General features: G+C 41.1%; 17 protein-coding genes. 3 read left to right on the top strand and 14 right to left on the bottom strand.

Translation table 11 applies throughout. From position 1 onward, the window contains the following. Entirely contained in the window at positions 1-1,563 is a 1,563-nt protein-coding gene (guaA, locus tag HT697_RS01910) for a glutamine-hydrolyzing GMP synthase (protein ID WP_000065711.1), read from the bottom strand. Positions 1,564-1,702: 139 nt separating this feature from the next. On the opposite strand from guaA, the gene HT697_RS01905 reads away from it, so the two are divergent. Continuing rightward, the gene (locus HT697_RS01905; protein ID WP_000936191.1) at positions 1,703-2,401 is read left to right on the top strand and encodes a GntR family transcriptional regulator; all 699 of its coding nucleotides are present in this window, start codon (positions 1,703-1,705) and stop codon (positions 2,399-2,401) included. 111 nt (positions 2,402-2,512) lie between these two features. Here the strand turns inward: HT697_RS01905 and HT697_RS01900 are convergent, their stop codons facing one another. The 6 genes from HT697_RS01900 to HT697_RS01875 form a co-directional block, all read right to left on the bottom strand. Then, the gene (locus HT697_RS01900; RefSeq protein ID WP_173261936.1) at positions 2,513-3,409 is read right to left on the bottom strand and encodes a DMT family transporter; all 897 of its coding nucleotides are present in this window, start codon (positions 3,407-3,409) and stop codon (positions 2,513-2,515) included. A gap of 8 nt (positions 3,410-3,417) precedes the next feature. Continuing rightward, the gene (locus HT697_RS01895) at positions 3,418-4,353 is read right to left on the bottom strand and encodes a serine hydrolase domain-containing protein (protein WP_173261933.1); all 936 of its coding nucleotides are present in this window, start codon (positions 4,351-4,353) and stop codon (positions 3,418-3,420) included. Next, positions 4,350-5,075 carry a CppA family protein gene (locus tag HT697_RS01890; RefSeq protein ID WP_173261930.1) on the bottom strand — a complete coding sequence of 242 codons (726 nt, stop codon included), beginning with the start codon at positions 5,073-5,075 and terminating at the stop codon, positions 4,350-4,352. Before HT697_RS01890 ends, HT697_RS01895 begins: the two co-directional genes overlap by 4 nt. A gap of 83 nt (positions 5,076-5,158) precedes the next feature. Beyond that, entirely contained in the window at positions 5,159-5,794 is a 636-nt protein-coding gene (locus HT697_RS01885) for an SGNH/GDSL hydrolase family protein (RefSeq protein ID WP_173235038.1), read from the bottom strand. 1 nt (position 5,795) lies between these two features. Further along, positions 5,796-6,623 (bottom strand): HAD family hydrolase, encoded by an 828-nt coding sequence (locus tag HT697_RS01880; RefSeq protein WP_173235040.1) that lies wholly within the window; start codon positions 6,621-6,623, stop codon positions 5,796-5,798. 21 nt (positions 6,624-6,644) lie between these two features. Further along, positions 6,645-7,964 (bottom strand): CapA family protein, encoded by a 1,320-nt coding sequence (locus tag HT697_RS01875; RefSeq protein ID WP_173218669.1) that lies wholly within the window; start codon positions 7,962-7,964, stop codon positions 6,645-6,647. A gap of 174 nt (positions 7,965-8,138) precedes the next feature. Between HT697_RS01875 and def the strand changes: the two genes are divergently transcribed. Together def and rlmB are read left to right on the top strand one after the other, a co-directional pair. After that, positions 8,139-8,750: a peptide deformylase gene (def, locus tag HT697_RS01870; RefSeq protein ID WP_004260025.1), complete on the top strand. Its 612-nt coding sequence runs from the start codon at positions 8,139-8,141 to the stop codon at positions 8,748-8,750. Between the two features lie 44 nt (positions 8,751-8,794). After that, positions 8,795-9,523: a 23S rRNA (guanosine(2251)-2'-O)-methyltransferase RlmB gene (rlmB, locus tag HT697_RS01865; RefSeq protein WP_138703006.1), complete on the top strand. Its 729-nt coding sequence runs from the start codon at positions 8,795-8,797 to the stop codon at positions 9,521-9,523. A 39-nt stretch (positions 9,524-9,562) separates the two neighbouring features. On the opposite strand, the gene trxB is transcribed toward rlmB, so the two are convergent. The 7 genes from trxB to HT697_RS01830 form a co-directional block, all read right to left on the bottom strand. Beyond that, complete coding sequence (gene trxB / locus HT697_RS01860) at positions 9,563-10,474, bottom strand: thioredoxin-disulfide reductase (RefSeq protein ID WP_112444175.1); 912 nt, start codon at positions 10,472-10,474, stop codon at positions 9,563-9,565. A 65-nt stretch (positions 10,475-10,539) separates the two neighbouring features. Next, positions 10,540-10,764, bottom strand: a complete 225-nt coding sequence (locus HT697_RS01855; protein ID WP_164226726.1) for a DUF4059 family protein — start codon at positions 10,762-10,764, stop codon at positions 10,540-10,542. Between the two features lie 77 nt (positions 10,765-10,841). Further along, entirely contained in the window at positions 10,842-11,585 is a 744-nt protein-coding gene (locus HT697_RS01850) for an amino acid ABC transporter ATP-binding protein (protein ID WP_000590965.1), read from the bottom strand. Beyond that, complete coding sequence (locus HT697_RS01845; RefSeq protein WP_050313437.1) at positions 11,585-12,385, bottom strand: amino acid ABC transporter permease; 801 nt, start codon at positions 12,383-12,385, stop codon at positions 11,585-11,587. The genes HT697_RS01850 and HT697_RS01845 overlap by 1 nt, the downstream gene beginning before the upstream one ends. 157 nt (positions 12,386-12,542) lie before the next feature. Beyond that, positions 12,543-12,899 carry an arsenate reductase family protein gene (locus HT697_RS01840; RefSeq protein ID WP_000889092.1) on the bottom strand — a complete coding sequence of 119 codons (357 nt, stop codon included), beginning with the start codon at positions 12,897-12,899 and terminating at the stop codon, positions 12,543-12,545. 5 nt (positions 12,900-12,904) lie between these two features. After that, entirely contained in the window at positions 12,905-13,423 is a 519-nt protein-coding gene (locus HT697_RS01835; RefSeq protein WP_173261927.1) for a methylated-DNA--[protein]-cysteine S-methyltransferase, read from the bottom strand. Further along, a complete protein-coding gene (locus HT697_RS01830; RefSeq protein ID WP_173261924.1) occupies positions 13,423-13,917 on the bottom strand; it encodes a GNAT family N-acetyltransferase in 495 nt (164 codons plus the stop codon). The genes HT697_RS01835 and HT697_RS01830 overlap by 1 nt, the downstream gene beginning before the upstream one ends. Position 13,918 lies beyond the last annotated feature (1 nt).

The raw sequence follows: 13,918 nt of genomic DNA, 5'->3' as shown, positions 1-13,918 counted from the left end.
TTATTCCCACTCAACTGTTGCAGGTGGTTTACTTGTAATATCGTAGACGATACGGTTAACGTGATCTACTTCATTTACGATACGTACTGAGATTTTTTGAAGGACATCCCAAGGAATTTTGGCAAAATCAGCAGTCATACCATCAATAGAGGTGATGGCACGGATTGCAATTGTATAGTCATACGTACGACCGTCACCCATAACACCAACTGAACGAACACCTGTATTAACTGTGAAGTATTGCCAGATATCGCGGTCAAGACCAGCTTTAGCAATTTCCTCACGAAGGATAGCATCTGATTCACGAACAGTTTCAAGTTTCTCTTCAGTGATTTCACCCATGACACGGATAGCAAGTCCTGGTCCTGGGAATGGTTGGCGCCATACAATATGGTCTGGCATACCAAGCTCTGTACCAAGGGCACGAACTTCATCTTTATAAAGAGTGTTGAGTGGTTCAATCAATTCAAATTGCATGTCTTCTGGAAGACCACCCACGTTGTGGTGCGACTTGATAGTTTGAGCTGTATCCGTACCAGACTCGATCACGTCGGTGTAAAGAGTTCCTTGTGCAAGGAATTTCACATCTTTGAGCTTGCTTGCTTCGTCATCAAAGACATAGACAAACTCGTTACCGATGATTTTACGTTTTTGTTCAGGGTCAGAAACGCCAGCAAGTTTGTCAAGAAAGCGTTTTGCAGCGTCTGCTTTGACGATATTCAAACCAAACTTACCACCAAGCATATCCATAACCTGATCTGCTTCACCTTTACGAAGAAGACCGTGATCCACGAAGATACAGATCAATTGATCGCCAATCGCTTTTTGGAGAAGAACTCCAACAACTGAAGAGTCAACACCACCTGATAGACCAAGAAGGACACGTTTATCACCGACGGTTTCACGAATTTTTTGGATCTGCATATCAATGAAGTTATCCATTGACCAATCGCCTTTAGCCTTACAGATGTTAAGGGCAAAGTTACGAAGGATATCATTTCCGTATACAGAATGACGGACTTCTGGATGGAATTGGATACCGTAAATGTGTTTATCTGGGTTTTCAATGGCTGCATAAGGGCAGTCAGCTGATGTTCCAGTACGAACAAAGTCAGCAGGAATCTCAGTGACCGCATCACCATGGCTCATCAAAACAGTCTGCTCGTCTGGTGTTGATTCAAAAAGCGCTGATGGTGTGTGAGTTAGGGTTGATTGACCATATTCACGATTTCCAGCATCACCTGCAGGAACAACTTTTCCTCCAAGTTTATGGGTCAATAACTGCATACCATAACAGATTCCCAAAATAGGAATTCCAAGTTCGAAGATTTCTGGGTCAATATCAAATGAACCATCTTCATATACAGAGTTTGGACCGCCTGAAAGGATAATTCCTACAGGATTGATTTCACGAACTTCAGCAGCTGAAATTTTATGGCTTTTTAGTTCTGAAAACACACCAATCTCACGGATACGGCGTGAAATCAGCTGGTTGTATTGGCTACCATAGTCCAATACGATGATTTTTTCTACATCTTGCAAATCAGTTGAAATGTTGCTCATCTTTTTCCTTTCTCAAAAGAAATATCTTTTCCAATATTCTATCACAAATAAGGTCGAATTACCAACTAAACAAGGCGAAGATTGACTTTTTCTTGTTTATTAAGGTACAATAGAGAAAAGATAGAAATGAAGTGAAAATATGCTACCTGCTTATATGAAAATCCACGATCAGATTAAAAAGGATATTGACGAGCACCGTTGGGCTATTGGAGAAAGACTCCCTAGTGAACGAGATTTAGCAGAGCAGTTTGCGGTTAGTCGTATGACCCTCCGCCAAGCCGTATCTCTATTGGTCGAAGAAGGCGTTTTAGAGCGTCGTGTAGGAAGCGGCACCTTTGTATCCAGTACACGTGTACAAGAAAAAATGCGAGGGACAACCAGTTTTACTGAAATTGTTAAGTCCCAAGGTAAAGTACCCTCTAGCCAACTCATTTCCTACAGAAAAACCATTCCCAATGAACAGGAAGTTGCCAAGCTAGGAATTTCTCCTACCGAAAATATTATCCGAATGGAGCGGGTTCGCTATGCCGACCAAGTTCCTCTGGTTTATGAAGTTGCTTCTATTCCTGAGAAATTCATTAAGGACTTTAAAAAAGAAGAAATCACCAGTCATTTCTTCCAAACCTTGCAAAAACATGGCTACCGTATTGGTAAATCACAGCAGACCATCTATGCTCGCCTCGCTAAGGAAAAAATCGCCCACTATTTGGAAGTTGAAAAAGGACACGCTATTCTTGGTCTGACTCAGGTTTCCTACCTAGAAGATGGAACTGCTTTTGAATACGTAAAAAGTCAATATGTAGGCGAACGTTTTGAATTTTATCTTGAAAATAATTAATACTCTTCGAAAATCTCTTCAAACCGCGTCAACGTCACCTTGCCGTACTCAAGNNTTCATTGAGTATAAAATACTAGGCAAAAACTCTCTGTCACGGACAAAGAGTCTTTTTTATTTTTCTAAGAGTAAATCTTTCAACGAAATCAGAGTTACAGCAAACAATATCATTGCCATACCAAGAAAATCAATGGGATAAAATTGTTCATTCATGATTAAGAAGGCAAAGAAAACCGCCGATATTGGCTCAATTGAAGCCAACAAGCTTGACTTAACCGGTCCGATCAGACTGGCTCCTTTTAAGAAGGCTGTATAGGCAAAGACAGTCCCGATAAGGATAATACCTGCAAAAGCAAGGAGAAAATCAAGACTAGTCGGTATATTGGCCTGTAGAACCCCTGTAAAAGGAAGGGCGACCAAACCAGCTATGACCATTCCCACACCAATGACCAAACTGCTCCCCCACTTCTTAATCAGGGCTATGGGCAAAATGATATAAAGCGCATAAGTCAAGGCAGAAAAGAGACCCCAGAACAGGCCTGCAGGTGTCATAGATAACTGGTCCAACTGCCCATGAGTGGCGATTAGGAAGGTCCCTCCAATGGCTAATATGATGGAAATAATCTCTCCCAGTGTCGGTGCCACCTTATCCTTGATACAGCTATAAATCAAAATCCCAACAGGACAAACATACTGAAGCACTGTCGCGGTTCCTGCATTGGTCTCCTGAATAGCAGTTAGATAGGCAAATTGATTGAGGAAGAGGCCAATTAGAGCAAAAATGAGAAGAGACAGCAAACTCTTCCTATCCTTTAAAAAGGCCAGCATTTTATCCTTTGCAGTAGCGTAAGCCAATAGCATGAGAATTCCACCAGCGATTAAAAGACGCAAGTTGGTCAAAATCAGAGCCGAAATTCCATGTGCCATCAGGTATTGGCCACTCGTTCCTGACAAGCCCCAAGCAATCCCAGCCACAACTGTTAATAGAGTCCCTTTTAAAATGTTTGACATGTCTCTCCTTACTCTTCTTTGCGAATCAAGTCCATCACTTGATTACGGTCTACAATCCACTGAGCCCTCTCATCCTTTTCATAGGTACGATTTGATAGGAAAATAGCCGCTTCTTGCTTCTGGCGATTCCACATGATAAAGGTACCTGTATAGCCCGTATGGTCTAGCCAATCTCCTTCCAAATTCCATGCCAAAGAACGTTCCTTGTCATCCAAAGGAGAAAAATTTTGACTCAAATCTCTTGCAAAATCATCTGCTAAATAGTGTTCTAAAAAGATTTGTAAATCCTTTACAGTCGAAAATAAACCAGCACTACCAGCATGTCTTCCCAGGAGACGAGCCTTGGGATCATGTACCATACCTGCCTCTACACCTCTAATTGTTGGAACAGCGAGCTCAACAGGACCAAACTGGGTTTCCGTCATTCCCCAAAGGTTCCAGACTTGTTCTTGTAAAATCACATCCAAGTCTTGATTAAAGATTCTTTCCAAAATAAAGCCCAAAAGCAAAAAATGGACATCCGAATAAAGAAAGGCTGGCTGACTTCGTCTGTTGAGATGAAACATCGCTTTCTTTAATTCAGGGGCTGTTAAAAGATCACGATTAGGAATAAAAGGATCAAGGTCTGTTGCATGAGTCAAGAGCTGGCGAATAGTGATGTCTGGATAATCACTCTCAGGGAAAAAATCGGTTACTGGTCTGTCAATATCTAATTGACCGTTTTCCCACAAGAAGGTAAAAACGGTGCCAACTCCAACAACTTTGCTGACACTGGCTAGGTCATAAACGAGTCCCGCCTTAGTCTGTAAGCCATGCTCTGGGTCACTCTGTCCTAAATAGAACTCCGTCCATTGATTGTCCTTAAAATATGCAAAAGAGGCTCCGGGATAAATCCCTGCCTCGATTTGTTCTTCTATTTTTTTAATAATCTTGGTCCACTTCATACTTCTTCAAACCACAATTCAACATTATTTCTATCTTTACCAAGGAAGAATTTTTCAGACTTAGGAATAAAATATTCGGTAGACTCAAACTTCTGGCGCAGACTTGCTATGTCTAATTCATTAACCAAGAACTTGAGCATAGATAAGTCCCAAGTAACCGTATTGTCCACAGTCAAATCTTGCCCCTGAGCTGGGATAAAATCAAGTGATGTCCCAATTTCAGATAGTTCCAAGAAACTTTCGATATCAGTTGGGAGATGTAATTCCATAGAAATCTCAAATTTACTTAAAGAGATTGATTCCAAATCTGTTTGAAATTCAGGCTTTTCTCCTACTTCTACTAGACTTGCTCTATCATCTTCCGCATGAATCAAAATCAAATCATTTTCTGGTGAAAAAATTTCAAAAGCGTAGCCATTTTGCCCTTTATATAATTGATGAATTGAATCTGTTTTAGCTAATAAAACCTCGATTTCTAAGGGATTTTCCACCTTGATAATCAATCTAGCCAGTTTTTTTCTTCCTTCTACCTTACGAGTACGCATACTTGGAGCTTCTTCTAAAACCAGCTTTTCAAGACCTGTTTGATCACCTAGTGACAGAAAGGCTGACTCCTCTAACAAGACCTTCATACCAAGGGTTTCAATATAAAATGTTTCATTTAATTTTCTATTATTAACTTTTAAAGTAGGAATAATCCGTACAATCTGATTTACATTCATAAATTCCTCCGTCACTTTTTATTTTAAAGGATTTTAGAATTTTTTACAAGATATTATGCTCAAATTTAACATTATTTAGCTATTTAGTAAAGATAGTCTTTCAAAGCTTTGGTCAAAACCTGATAACCGGCAACACTGAGGTGCAGCCCATCAGTTGTATAGTCTTTTTTGAGTTGGCCTGCTTGGTCTGTCAAACTATCAAAAACTGGCACAAAGTCCACCTGCATATAGGCAGAGGCAAGTTCTTGATAGGCTTGATTCCAATTCTGAATTTTTTCATTCGTGCGGATATAGACTGTCTGCTTGTACTCCTCTCCCTCATTGACTGGCAAAATAGAAAGCAATTTAATCTCAGTTAATGGATAATCGCAAGCAATAGACTGTATGATAGCTTCGAGATTATTGAGAGTCTCATTCACAGGCACATCTTTTCCGACATCATTTGTCCCAATCAAAAGGACAATTTTATCTACTGCCCCACCGTACAGATGCGCATCTAGATTCTCTAATAACAGTCCTGTCTGATAGCCACGAATTCCTCGATTGACAATTGTCTTCGAAGTCCCGAATAGTTCCTGCAGAGGATAATATTCAACAATGGAATCCCCAATAAAAAGAACATCTGGCTCTATAACAGAAACTTGATTTAGGTGACGATACTTGGTTTGAATTTTACCTTGTTCCTTTAGGAGCCAATTTTCTAATAACTGTACTGCCACTTCATTCTCCTTTTTCTAACCAGTTTTCCAAGACTTGGTAAACTCCTCCTTGGCTGTTGGCTGGTGCTAGAGCAGTCGCCACAGCTTTGGCCTTATCATCAGCATTTTCCATCGCATAGGCAATTCCAGCCATTTCAAGCATTTCAACATCATTTTCACTGTCACCAAAAGCCATAATTTGTTGGGGGTTCAAGTCCCAACGCTTGAGTAATTCTTCCAAGCCCCATGCTTTATGAATCCCAGCTTGAAGGATATCAATGCAACCATAGCCACTCGATACAGCACGAACACGGCCATCAAAGAGGTCATTGATTTCTTCCAAAACCGAACTCAAACGTTCCTCACCAACAACCATACTCATCTTGAGAACACCACCAAAGAGGTCAGATATTAACTCATCCACAAATTGCATCCGTTGGTAGAATTTTTCAATCATTTCTGGAGTCATAAAACTTTCAAGGTCTGTAAAAATAGTACCTTCTTTGACAAAACCACCCTTCATCCCCGTTACCACAAACTGGTCCTGACACGCTCGACCCTTGAAATGAGCCAAAGCCTTATCGACAATGGCGTCATCCCATGTCTGAGCCTGAATCAGTTCATTGTTTTCAAAAATACGAGCACCGTTAGCAACAACCAGAACCACTCGATTCACCAAGTACCTCAGTAGTTGCCTCATGCGGTGAATTTCATTGCCCGTCGCGATAACAAAACGAATGCCCCTTTTATCCAACTGATCTAAAATCTTTTCCAATCGTGGGAGATCCAGCTGGCCTCTAGCATCCAGCAAGGTTCCATCCATATCTGTCGCAATTACTTTAATCGTCATTTACTTTCCTCTGGATTCAAACTAATCCCACTTCAATCCCACATGTTCGTTCATTTCTTTATAGGCTGTATCAATTCGTTCCTTAGTCGCTTCATCTAATTGATCACGATGACTGCCACCCTCGATAAAATCTTCTAAGATATAGGTTTGGTAATGATATAAAGGATAGCCTTCTGGTGAAAAGGTTCCCTTTGGTGTTCGATTGACCCAAGTAGGATGAGCTTTAGCTGTTCCGATAGTTGTTTTTCTATCCTTCTTCTTAATGGTCACGTCCATAAGAACACCACGTTCAGTCCACTTAGCATTTTCTTCATCTCCCATAGATTCAATCCGTTGATTGGAAATGAAGTTCCCCATTGAATAGATAATGAGTTTCTTGTCTCCATCTTTTTCAACCGTTTCAGATGGTTCCACAACGTGAGGATGCCCTCCAAAGATGATATCCGCCCCCCAATCAATCATCTTGTGATAAAGAGCTTTTTGTTCTTCAGTTGGTTCCAATCGATACTCAACACCCATCTGAGGCATGATAATGGTGATATCTGCTTCCTTTTCCGCCCGTTCAATTTCAGCCTTCATCTTATCTTCGTTTAAATCTGAAAGATAACGATTATAGTCTTCCTGAGAAATATACTGTTCAATTCCATTGAATCCATAGGAATAGGCTAACAGTGCAATCTTGATACCATTCACTTCCTTAATGACCAGCGGAGCCTGATCACGTGGTTCATGCGTATAAACTCCGATTGGAGTGATTCCAGCTTTCTCAATAATATCGGCCGTTGAAATAACTCCCTCAATTTGCGAATCCAAAATGTGATTATGAGCTAAATCCAGCACATGATAACCTGCATCCTTAATGGCATCCATAACTTCAGCAGGAGCATTAAAGAGAGGATAGCCTGCTAAATAATGATCCTTATTAATGGTTCCTTCAAAGTCACCAATAGCTAAATCTGCTTGCTTAAGCCAAGGTGTCACATACTCAAAATTCTCATGAAAGTCATAGGTACCGTCTTCTTTTTTAGCTGAAAAGAAAAGTCCATCGTGGTAGAGCAAATCCCCGTGGGCCATAATTCTGGCAGTTTTTTCCTCTTCCTGCTCCTGAGACTTTTGCTTAGTCCCCTCTTGAGAAATAGTATCTCGTTTTTGACTGGTCAGAGGCATGCCTTGGAAACTTTCAAACAACAAGACCAAGCCCATTGATAAAGCAACTGCTAGCAAGAGTACCGCCACAAATCCTTTATTGCTCCACTTGCGATAACTCCTAAAAAAGTTTACCAAGCCCTTCATAAAACGAAAAGCTAAACCACCCTGATTTCTATCTTGTCTTCTTTGCATCTTCATTCTCCCTACTTTCTTATGCAAGCCTTTTCTTTTTATTATATCACAGATAAGTATTTCTTTCACAATTGAATTGAACATCCTATCTATTTTCTATAAATCCTAAAGGCTATAATACTTTCAATCCTTGTCATTTTGTGTTATCATGTAGAGGTAATGAAAGGAGAGAAAATGTCTGCTATAGAACGTATTACAAAAGCTGCTCACTTAATTGATATGAACGATATTATCCGCGAAGGGAATCCTACTCTACGCGCGGTTGCTGAGGAAGTCACTTTTCCCTTGTCTGACCAGGAAATCATCCTTGGCGAAAAGATGATGCAATTCCTCAAACATTCCCAAGATCCTGTCATGGCTGAAAAGATGGGGTTACGCGGGGGGGTTGGACTGGCTGCTCCCCAGTTAGATATCTCAAAACGCATTATCGCTGTTTTGGTACCTAATATTGTTGAAGAAGGTGAAACTCCAGAGGAAGCCTACGATTTGCAAGCCATTATGTACAATCCCAAAATCGTCTCTCACTCTGTTCAAGACGCTGCTCTTGGTGAAGGAGAAGGTTGCCTCTCTGTTGACCGCAACGTGCCTGGCTATGTTGTTCGCCATGCTCGCGTTACTGTTGACTACTTTGACAAGGATGGCGAAAAACACCGTATCAAGCTCAAAGGCTACAACTCCATCGTTGTTCAGCATGAAATTGACCACATTAACGGAATCATGTTTTACGATCGCATCAATGAAAAAGACCCATTTGCAGTTAAAGATGGTTTACTAATTCTAGAATAAAGAAAATCACGTTGCAAGACGGGGTTTTGTGTTATAATAGAGGCATGAAAACAAATGATATTGTCTATGGCGTCCACGCCGTTACCGAAGCCCTCCTTGCAAACACTGGAAACAAACTCTACCTCCAAGAAGATCTCCGAGGTAAGAACGTTGAGAAAGTCAAGGAACTAGCTACAGAAAAGAAGGTATCCATTTCTTGGACTTCAAAAAAATCCCTCTCTGAGATGACTGAAGGTGCTGTCCACCAAGGTTTTGTTCTACGAGTGTCTGAATTTGCCTATAGCGAGCTGAATCACATCCTTGCCAAAACACGCCAAGAAGAAAATCCTTTGCTATTAATTCTGGACGGGTTAACTGATCCTCACAACTTAGGCTCCATCTTAAGAACCGCTGATGCGACCAATGTTTCAGGTGTCATCATTCCCAAGCACCGTGCTGTGGGAGTAACTCCTGTCGTTGCCAAAACGGCCACAGGTGCTATTGAACACGTTCCGATTGCCCGAGTAACCAACCTCAGTCAAACCTTAGATAAACTCAAGGATGAAGGCTTCTGGACCTTTGGAACAGATATGAATGGGACTCCTTGCCACAAGTGGAATACAAAAGGGAAAATTGCCCTCATCATCGGAAATGAAGGAAAAGGCATCTCTAGCAACATCAAAAAACAGGTTGATGAGATGATTACCATTCCGATGAATGGACATGTTCAAAGTCTCAATGCCAGTGTTGCTGCAGCCATTCTCATGTACGAAGTTTTCCGAAATAGACTATAAAAAAGTTTCCAGTCATCTGATTGGAAACTTTTTTTATGATTAACTATGTTCGGTGATAAACTTGTAAACTTCTTGACCGGCGATGGCCCCATCTCCAACTGCTGTTGTTACTTGGCGAAGGTCTTTCAAGCGAACATCTCCAACTGCAAAAATACCGTCAACTGCAGTTTTCATGTGGTTATCTGTCACAATCCAGCCAGCCTGATCTTGGATATTCAATTCTTTAACAAAATCGCTAAGAGGGTCCAATCCAACATAGATAAAGACGCCACCGAAGGCTTGTTCTGTCACTTGACCTGTTTTCACATTTTCAAATACGACAGATTCTACTCGGTTTTCACCTTTGATTTCCTTAACTACAGAATCCCAGATAAAGCTGATTTTCTCATTCGCAAAGGCGCGGTCTTGTAAAACCTTTTGAGCACGAAGTTGGTCACGACGGTGAACAATGGTAACAGTCTTGGCAAAACGAGTCAAGAAGAGGGCTTCTTCAACAGCTGAATCTCCACCACCAACTACCAACAAATCTTGGTCACGGAAGAAAGCACCATCACATACGGCACAATAAGAAACACCACGGCTGTTCAGTTCTTCTTCTCCAGGTACTCCCAAAGGACGGTGTTTAGAACCAGTTGCTACGATAACTGTACGTGTTTCATATGTTTGGTCATCAGTCATCACTTTCTTAAAATCACCATGATCTTCGACATTTTCAACATAGCCATAAATGTGCTCAACACCAAGATTTTCAAGCGGTTCAAACATCTTTTCTGCCAATTCTGGCCCACTAATATTAGCGTATCCTGGGTAATTTTCAATATCAGATGTATTATTCATCTGACCACCTGGTAAACCACCTTCAATCAAGGCTACTTTCAGATTGCTTCGAGCAGCGTATAAGGCTGCAGTCATCCCTGCAGGTCCAGCACCGATAATAATAGTATCGTACATATAGTTTCCTTCTTTCTTGTTGTAACTATCTTTATTCTAACTCTTTCTTGTCAATCATGCAAGGATTATGCTTCGAAAACAAGAATTAAACTCATAACCGCAAAGGATAATACTGGAACAACCAAGACTCCAATCATAATCATATCATAGAGATGGGCTTGGCGAGCCTTGGCTGTCTTATCAACTCCCGACATGGCTCTTAGTCCAATCCAAATCCCTAAAAAAATCAGGACGAGGATGGTGGTCAAGATCAAACTCTCGAAATATAAAGAAAATAGTTGCAGTAGCATGATTTCTCTCATTTCTATCTTTTTTAAAGAGTAAACTCAGCTAGTCCAGCTAACTGAGTTTTCCTTTATCTATTATATCAAATATAAGTCCGTTTGTAACTAGCAAAGAATTCTTTTGTCCGCTCTTCTTTAGGATGGTGGATAATCTCATCCGGTGTTCCAGACTCAATGATTTTCCCCTTATCTAAGAAGAGAATCTTATCAGCTACTTGGGCTACAAAGGACATGTCATGACTGACCAAAATCATGGTCTGACCTGACTTAGCAGCATCTGCAATAGACTTCTCTACTTCACCGACCAATTCTGGGTCAAGGGCTGAAGTTGGTTCATCTAAGAGCAAGACATCTGGTTTCATAGCAAGCGCACGCGCCAAGGCAACCCGTTGCTTCTGTCCACCTGATAAATGACGAGGATAATGGTTTTCACGGTCAGAAAGTCCAACCTTAGCCAACTCTTCCTTGGCAATCTTGGTTGCTTCTTGGTCAGATAATTTCTTGACAACAACCAAACCTTCTTTCACATTATCAAGTGCCGTGCGGCGTTCAAACAAATTAAACTGTTGAAATACCATAGACAGCTTACGGCGTAGGGCAAGGATTTCTTCTTGAGTGATTTTAGAAAAATCAACTGAAAAATCATCAATCTGAATCGAGCCACTGTCAGGTGTTTCAAGATAATTGAGACTACGAAGAAAAGTTGATTTTCCAGCTCCTGAAGAACCAATCAAGGCTACAACTTCCCCTTTTTGAATATCCAAGTCCAGATGATCCAAGACAGTCTGTCCTGAAAAGGATTTACTTAAATTCGAAATCTTAATCATTAACGAAGGTCTCCTTTCACATCTGTCTGCACTGTATCAGGTGCAGAAATAGCCATTTTTCTCTCGATGAAACGACCGAGGCTTTCAATTCCGATATTGACTACCCAATAAACAAGGGCAACGGAGATGAAGCGTTCAAAATAGCGGTAATCAGCTCCACCTAGAATCTGAGCTTGGGCAAAGACTTCCACAACACCCGCACTAAAGGCTAGGGACGTGCCCTTGGTCAAGCCGATGAGGGAATTGATCAAGGTTGGAGTCGCTACAACGGCCGCATTTGGAATAATCACTCGACGATAAACTTGCGCTCGGGTCATCCCCAGACTGCGTGCCGCTTCAATCTCACCAGGATTGACTGAGAGAATGGCTGCACGAATGGTTTCACTAGCATAAGCTGCCTCATTAAAGGCAAAGGCAACAATGGCAAAAGCAGCAGCTGGAATGGCATTGATATTGAGACCAGTTCCCCATTGCTGATTGAGGGCTTTCAAAACCAAAGGAATTCCGTAGTAGGTCAACATGAGTTGCACCAAAATCGGTGTCCCTTTTAAGAAACTAACGAAGAAGGCCTGCAAGGGATATAAAATCTTGACACGATTGATTTTCACAATGGCAAAAAGAAGCGCCAAAACCAAGCCAAAAAAGGCACCACCAATTGTCAACATAATCGTTGTTGGAAGTTGTTGGACAATTCTTGGAATCCCATCAAAGACCGAACGCAGGCTAAACAGCTTGCCATCCGGAATCAATTGCATCAAGTTTTGGTACCAATCTGATGCTAAAATCGTTGTAACATTCATAAAAACATCCTCTCCTGATAATGATTCATTCTACCATACTTCTGCCGTCAATGAAATTATTTGCTACGGTCAGATACAGACTTTGTCTACCTACTAGTTTATCATACTTTGAAACAGGGAGGTTATATATTTTATCTATCAAAGAGATAAGTAAAAACTATTTCAATCCCAATTCTTCATAAGGTTTTCGATAACCAATTTGCTTAACAGTTCCATTTTCTACTAAAATGGGTCGTTTTAACAACATACCGTCACTTGCTAGCAACTCAGCCGCTTCTTGGTTCGACAGACTTCCTACCTTATCTTTCAGCCCTAGTTCACGGTATTTGATTCCACTGGTGTTGAAAAATTGTTTCAATTCGAAACCTGAAGTTTCTAGCCAGTTCAAAATCACTTCTTGACTAGGTGTTTCTTCGACGATATGAACAGCTTTGTAGTCCACACCGAGTTGATTTAATTCTTGTTTTGCTTTTTTACAAGTTGAACATTTTGGATATTCGATAAATTCTAACATGTTTTTCACTTTCTATTGTTTATCTCTTTAAAATCTGCGCCTTCATGCTCCAAGAGCCAAGCTTTCTTTTCCACTCCTGCAGCATAACCTGTCAGGCGCTTGCCTGCTCCCAGCACCCGATGACAAGGTACTAGGATAGAGCAAGGATTGCGTCCTACTGCTCCACCAATTGCTTGAGCAGAATCCACTTGCAGGTCTTGGGCTATTTGTCCATAGGTCACTGTCTGACCATAAGGAATGCCCTGTAAATAGGACCAAACTCGCTTTTCAAAATCCGTTCCGATTGAAGCCAAGGGCAAGTTGGATAAATCCCGAGGATTGCCTTTAAAGTAATCATCTAAGCAAGCAATAACTGGGTCTAAAATGGGATGACTAACAACTGCTTCTATCGTCTCATCTCCTAGTCCTCTCTCAAAATGCTTCTGCTCCTGAACCCAAATTCCATACAAATAATGGTCATCAGCTACCAGTGATAGAATACCAATTGGCGAAGAGTAGAACATTTTTGCGTACTTCTTTTGCATTATTTCTTTAATTTTTGATAGGCCAAGCGTTCACCATCAACTGGAACCTTACCAACCTGTTTAAAACCTAGTTTTTCAAAAATATGCTGCATGGCCTTGTTTGCAACATGCGTATCTGAGCGAAAATCTAGATAGTCAAAACCTTCAATCAAGCCCTCTAGGAAAGTCTGAGCAACTCCTTGTCCCTGCACATCTGCTGCCACAGCAATACGGTGAAAGACTAGGTACTCTGACTCTCCAGCTTGCCATTTTCCTTCATAAATAGCTTCATAGGCTGCCTCTGGACTTTTGGTCACAGCTGCATAGGCTAGTAGTTCTCCCTCTTCCAAGGCTACGTAGGCTTGACCTGAGATAATATCATCGATAATAATGTCCGCATTTGGATAACCATTTTGCCACTGGTCACTACCAGCATCTGCTAAACATTTCTTGGCTTCCTCCATCACCTGCATGATGGTATCTACTTCATTTGGAAAAGCTAAACGAATCTCCATC

The sequence above is a fragment of the Streptococcus sp. 1621 genome (genome assembly GCF_013276615.1).
Lineage (GTDB): Bacteria > Bacillota > Bacilli > Lactobacillales > Streptococcaceae > Streptococcus.
This window is presented reverse-complemented; position numbering and strand designations above follow the sequence as displayed.

Excerpts from the sequence above, each read along its gene's own strand:
- guaA (WP_000065711.1), bottom strand. The coding sequence starts at position 1,563 with ATGAGCAACATTTCAACTGATTTGCAAGATGTAGAAAAAATCATCGTA.
- HT697_RS01905 (WP_000936191.1), top strand. The coding sequence starts at position 1,703 with ATGCTACCTGCTTATATGAAAATCCACGATCAGATTAAAAAGGATATT.
- HT697_RS01900 (WP_173261936.1), bottom strand. The coding sequence starts at position 3,409 with ATGTCAAACATTTTAAAAGGGACTCTATTAACAGTTGTGGCTGGGATT.
- HT697_RS01895 (WP_173261933.1), bottom strand. The coding sequence starts at position 4,353 with ATGAAGTGGACCAAGATTATTAAAAAAATAGAAGAACAAATCGAGGCA.
- HT697_RS01890 (WP_173261930.1), bottom strand. The coding sequence starts at position 5,075 with ATGAATGTAAATCAGATTGTACGGATTATTCCTACTTTAAAAGTTAAT.
- HT697_RS01880 (WP_173235040.1), bottom strand. The coding sequence starts at position 6,623 with ATGACGATTAAAGTAATTGCGACAGATATGGATGGAACCTTGCTGGAT.
- HT697_RS01875 (WP_173218669.1), bottom strand. The coding sequence starts at position 7,964 with ATGCAAAGAAGACAAGATAGAAATCAGGGTGGTTTAGCTTTTCGTTTT.
- def (WP_004260025.1), top strand. The coding sequence starts at position 8,139 with ATGTCTGCTATAGAACGTATTACAAAAGCTGCTCACTTAATTGATATG.
- rlmB (WP_138703006.1), top strand. The coding sequence starts at position 8,795 with ATGAAAACAAATGATATTGTCTATGGCGTCCACGCCGTTACCGAAGCC.
- trxB (WP_112444175.1), bottom strand. The coding sequence starts at position 10,474 with ATGTACGATACTATTATTATCGGTGCTGGACCTGCAGGGATGACTGCA.
- HT697_RS01855 (WP_164226726.1), bottom strand. The coding sequence starts at position 10,764 with ATGCTACTGCAACTATTTTCTTTATATTTCGAGAGTTTGATCTTGACC.
- HT697_RS01850 (WP_000590965.1), bottom strand. The coding sequence starts at position 11,585 with ATGATTAAGATTTCGAATTTAAGTAAATCCTTTTCAGGACAGACTGTC.
- HT697_RS01845 (WP_050313437.1), bottom strand. The coding sequence starts at position 12,385 with ATGAATGTTACAACGATTTTAGCATCAGATTGGTACCAAAACTTGATG.
- HT697_RS01840 (WP_000889092.1), bottom strand. The coding sequence starts at position 12,899 with ATGTTAGAATTTATCGAATATCCAAAATGTTCAACTTGTAAAAAAGCA.
- HT697_RS01835 (WP_173261927.1), bottom strand. The coding sequence starts at position 13,423 with ATGCAAAAGAAGTACGCAAAAATGTTCTACTCTTCGCCAATTGGTATT.
- HT697_RS01830 (WP_173261924.1), bottom strand. The coding sequence starts at position 13,917 with ATGGAGATTCGTTTAGCTTTTCCAAATGAAGTAGATACCATCATGCAG.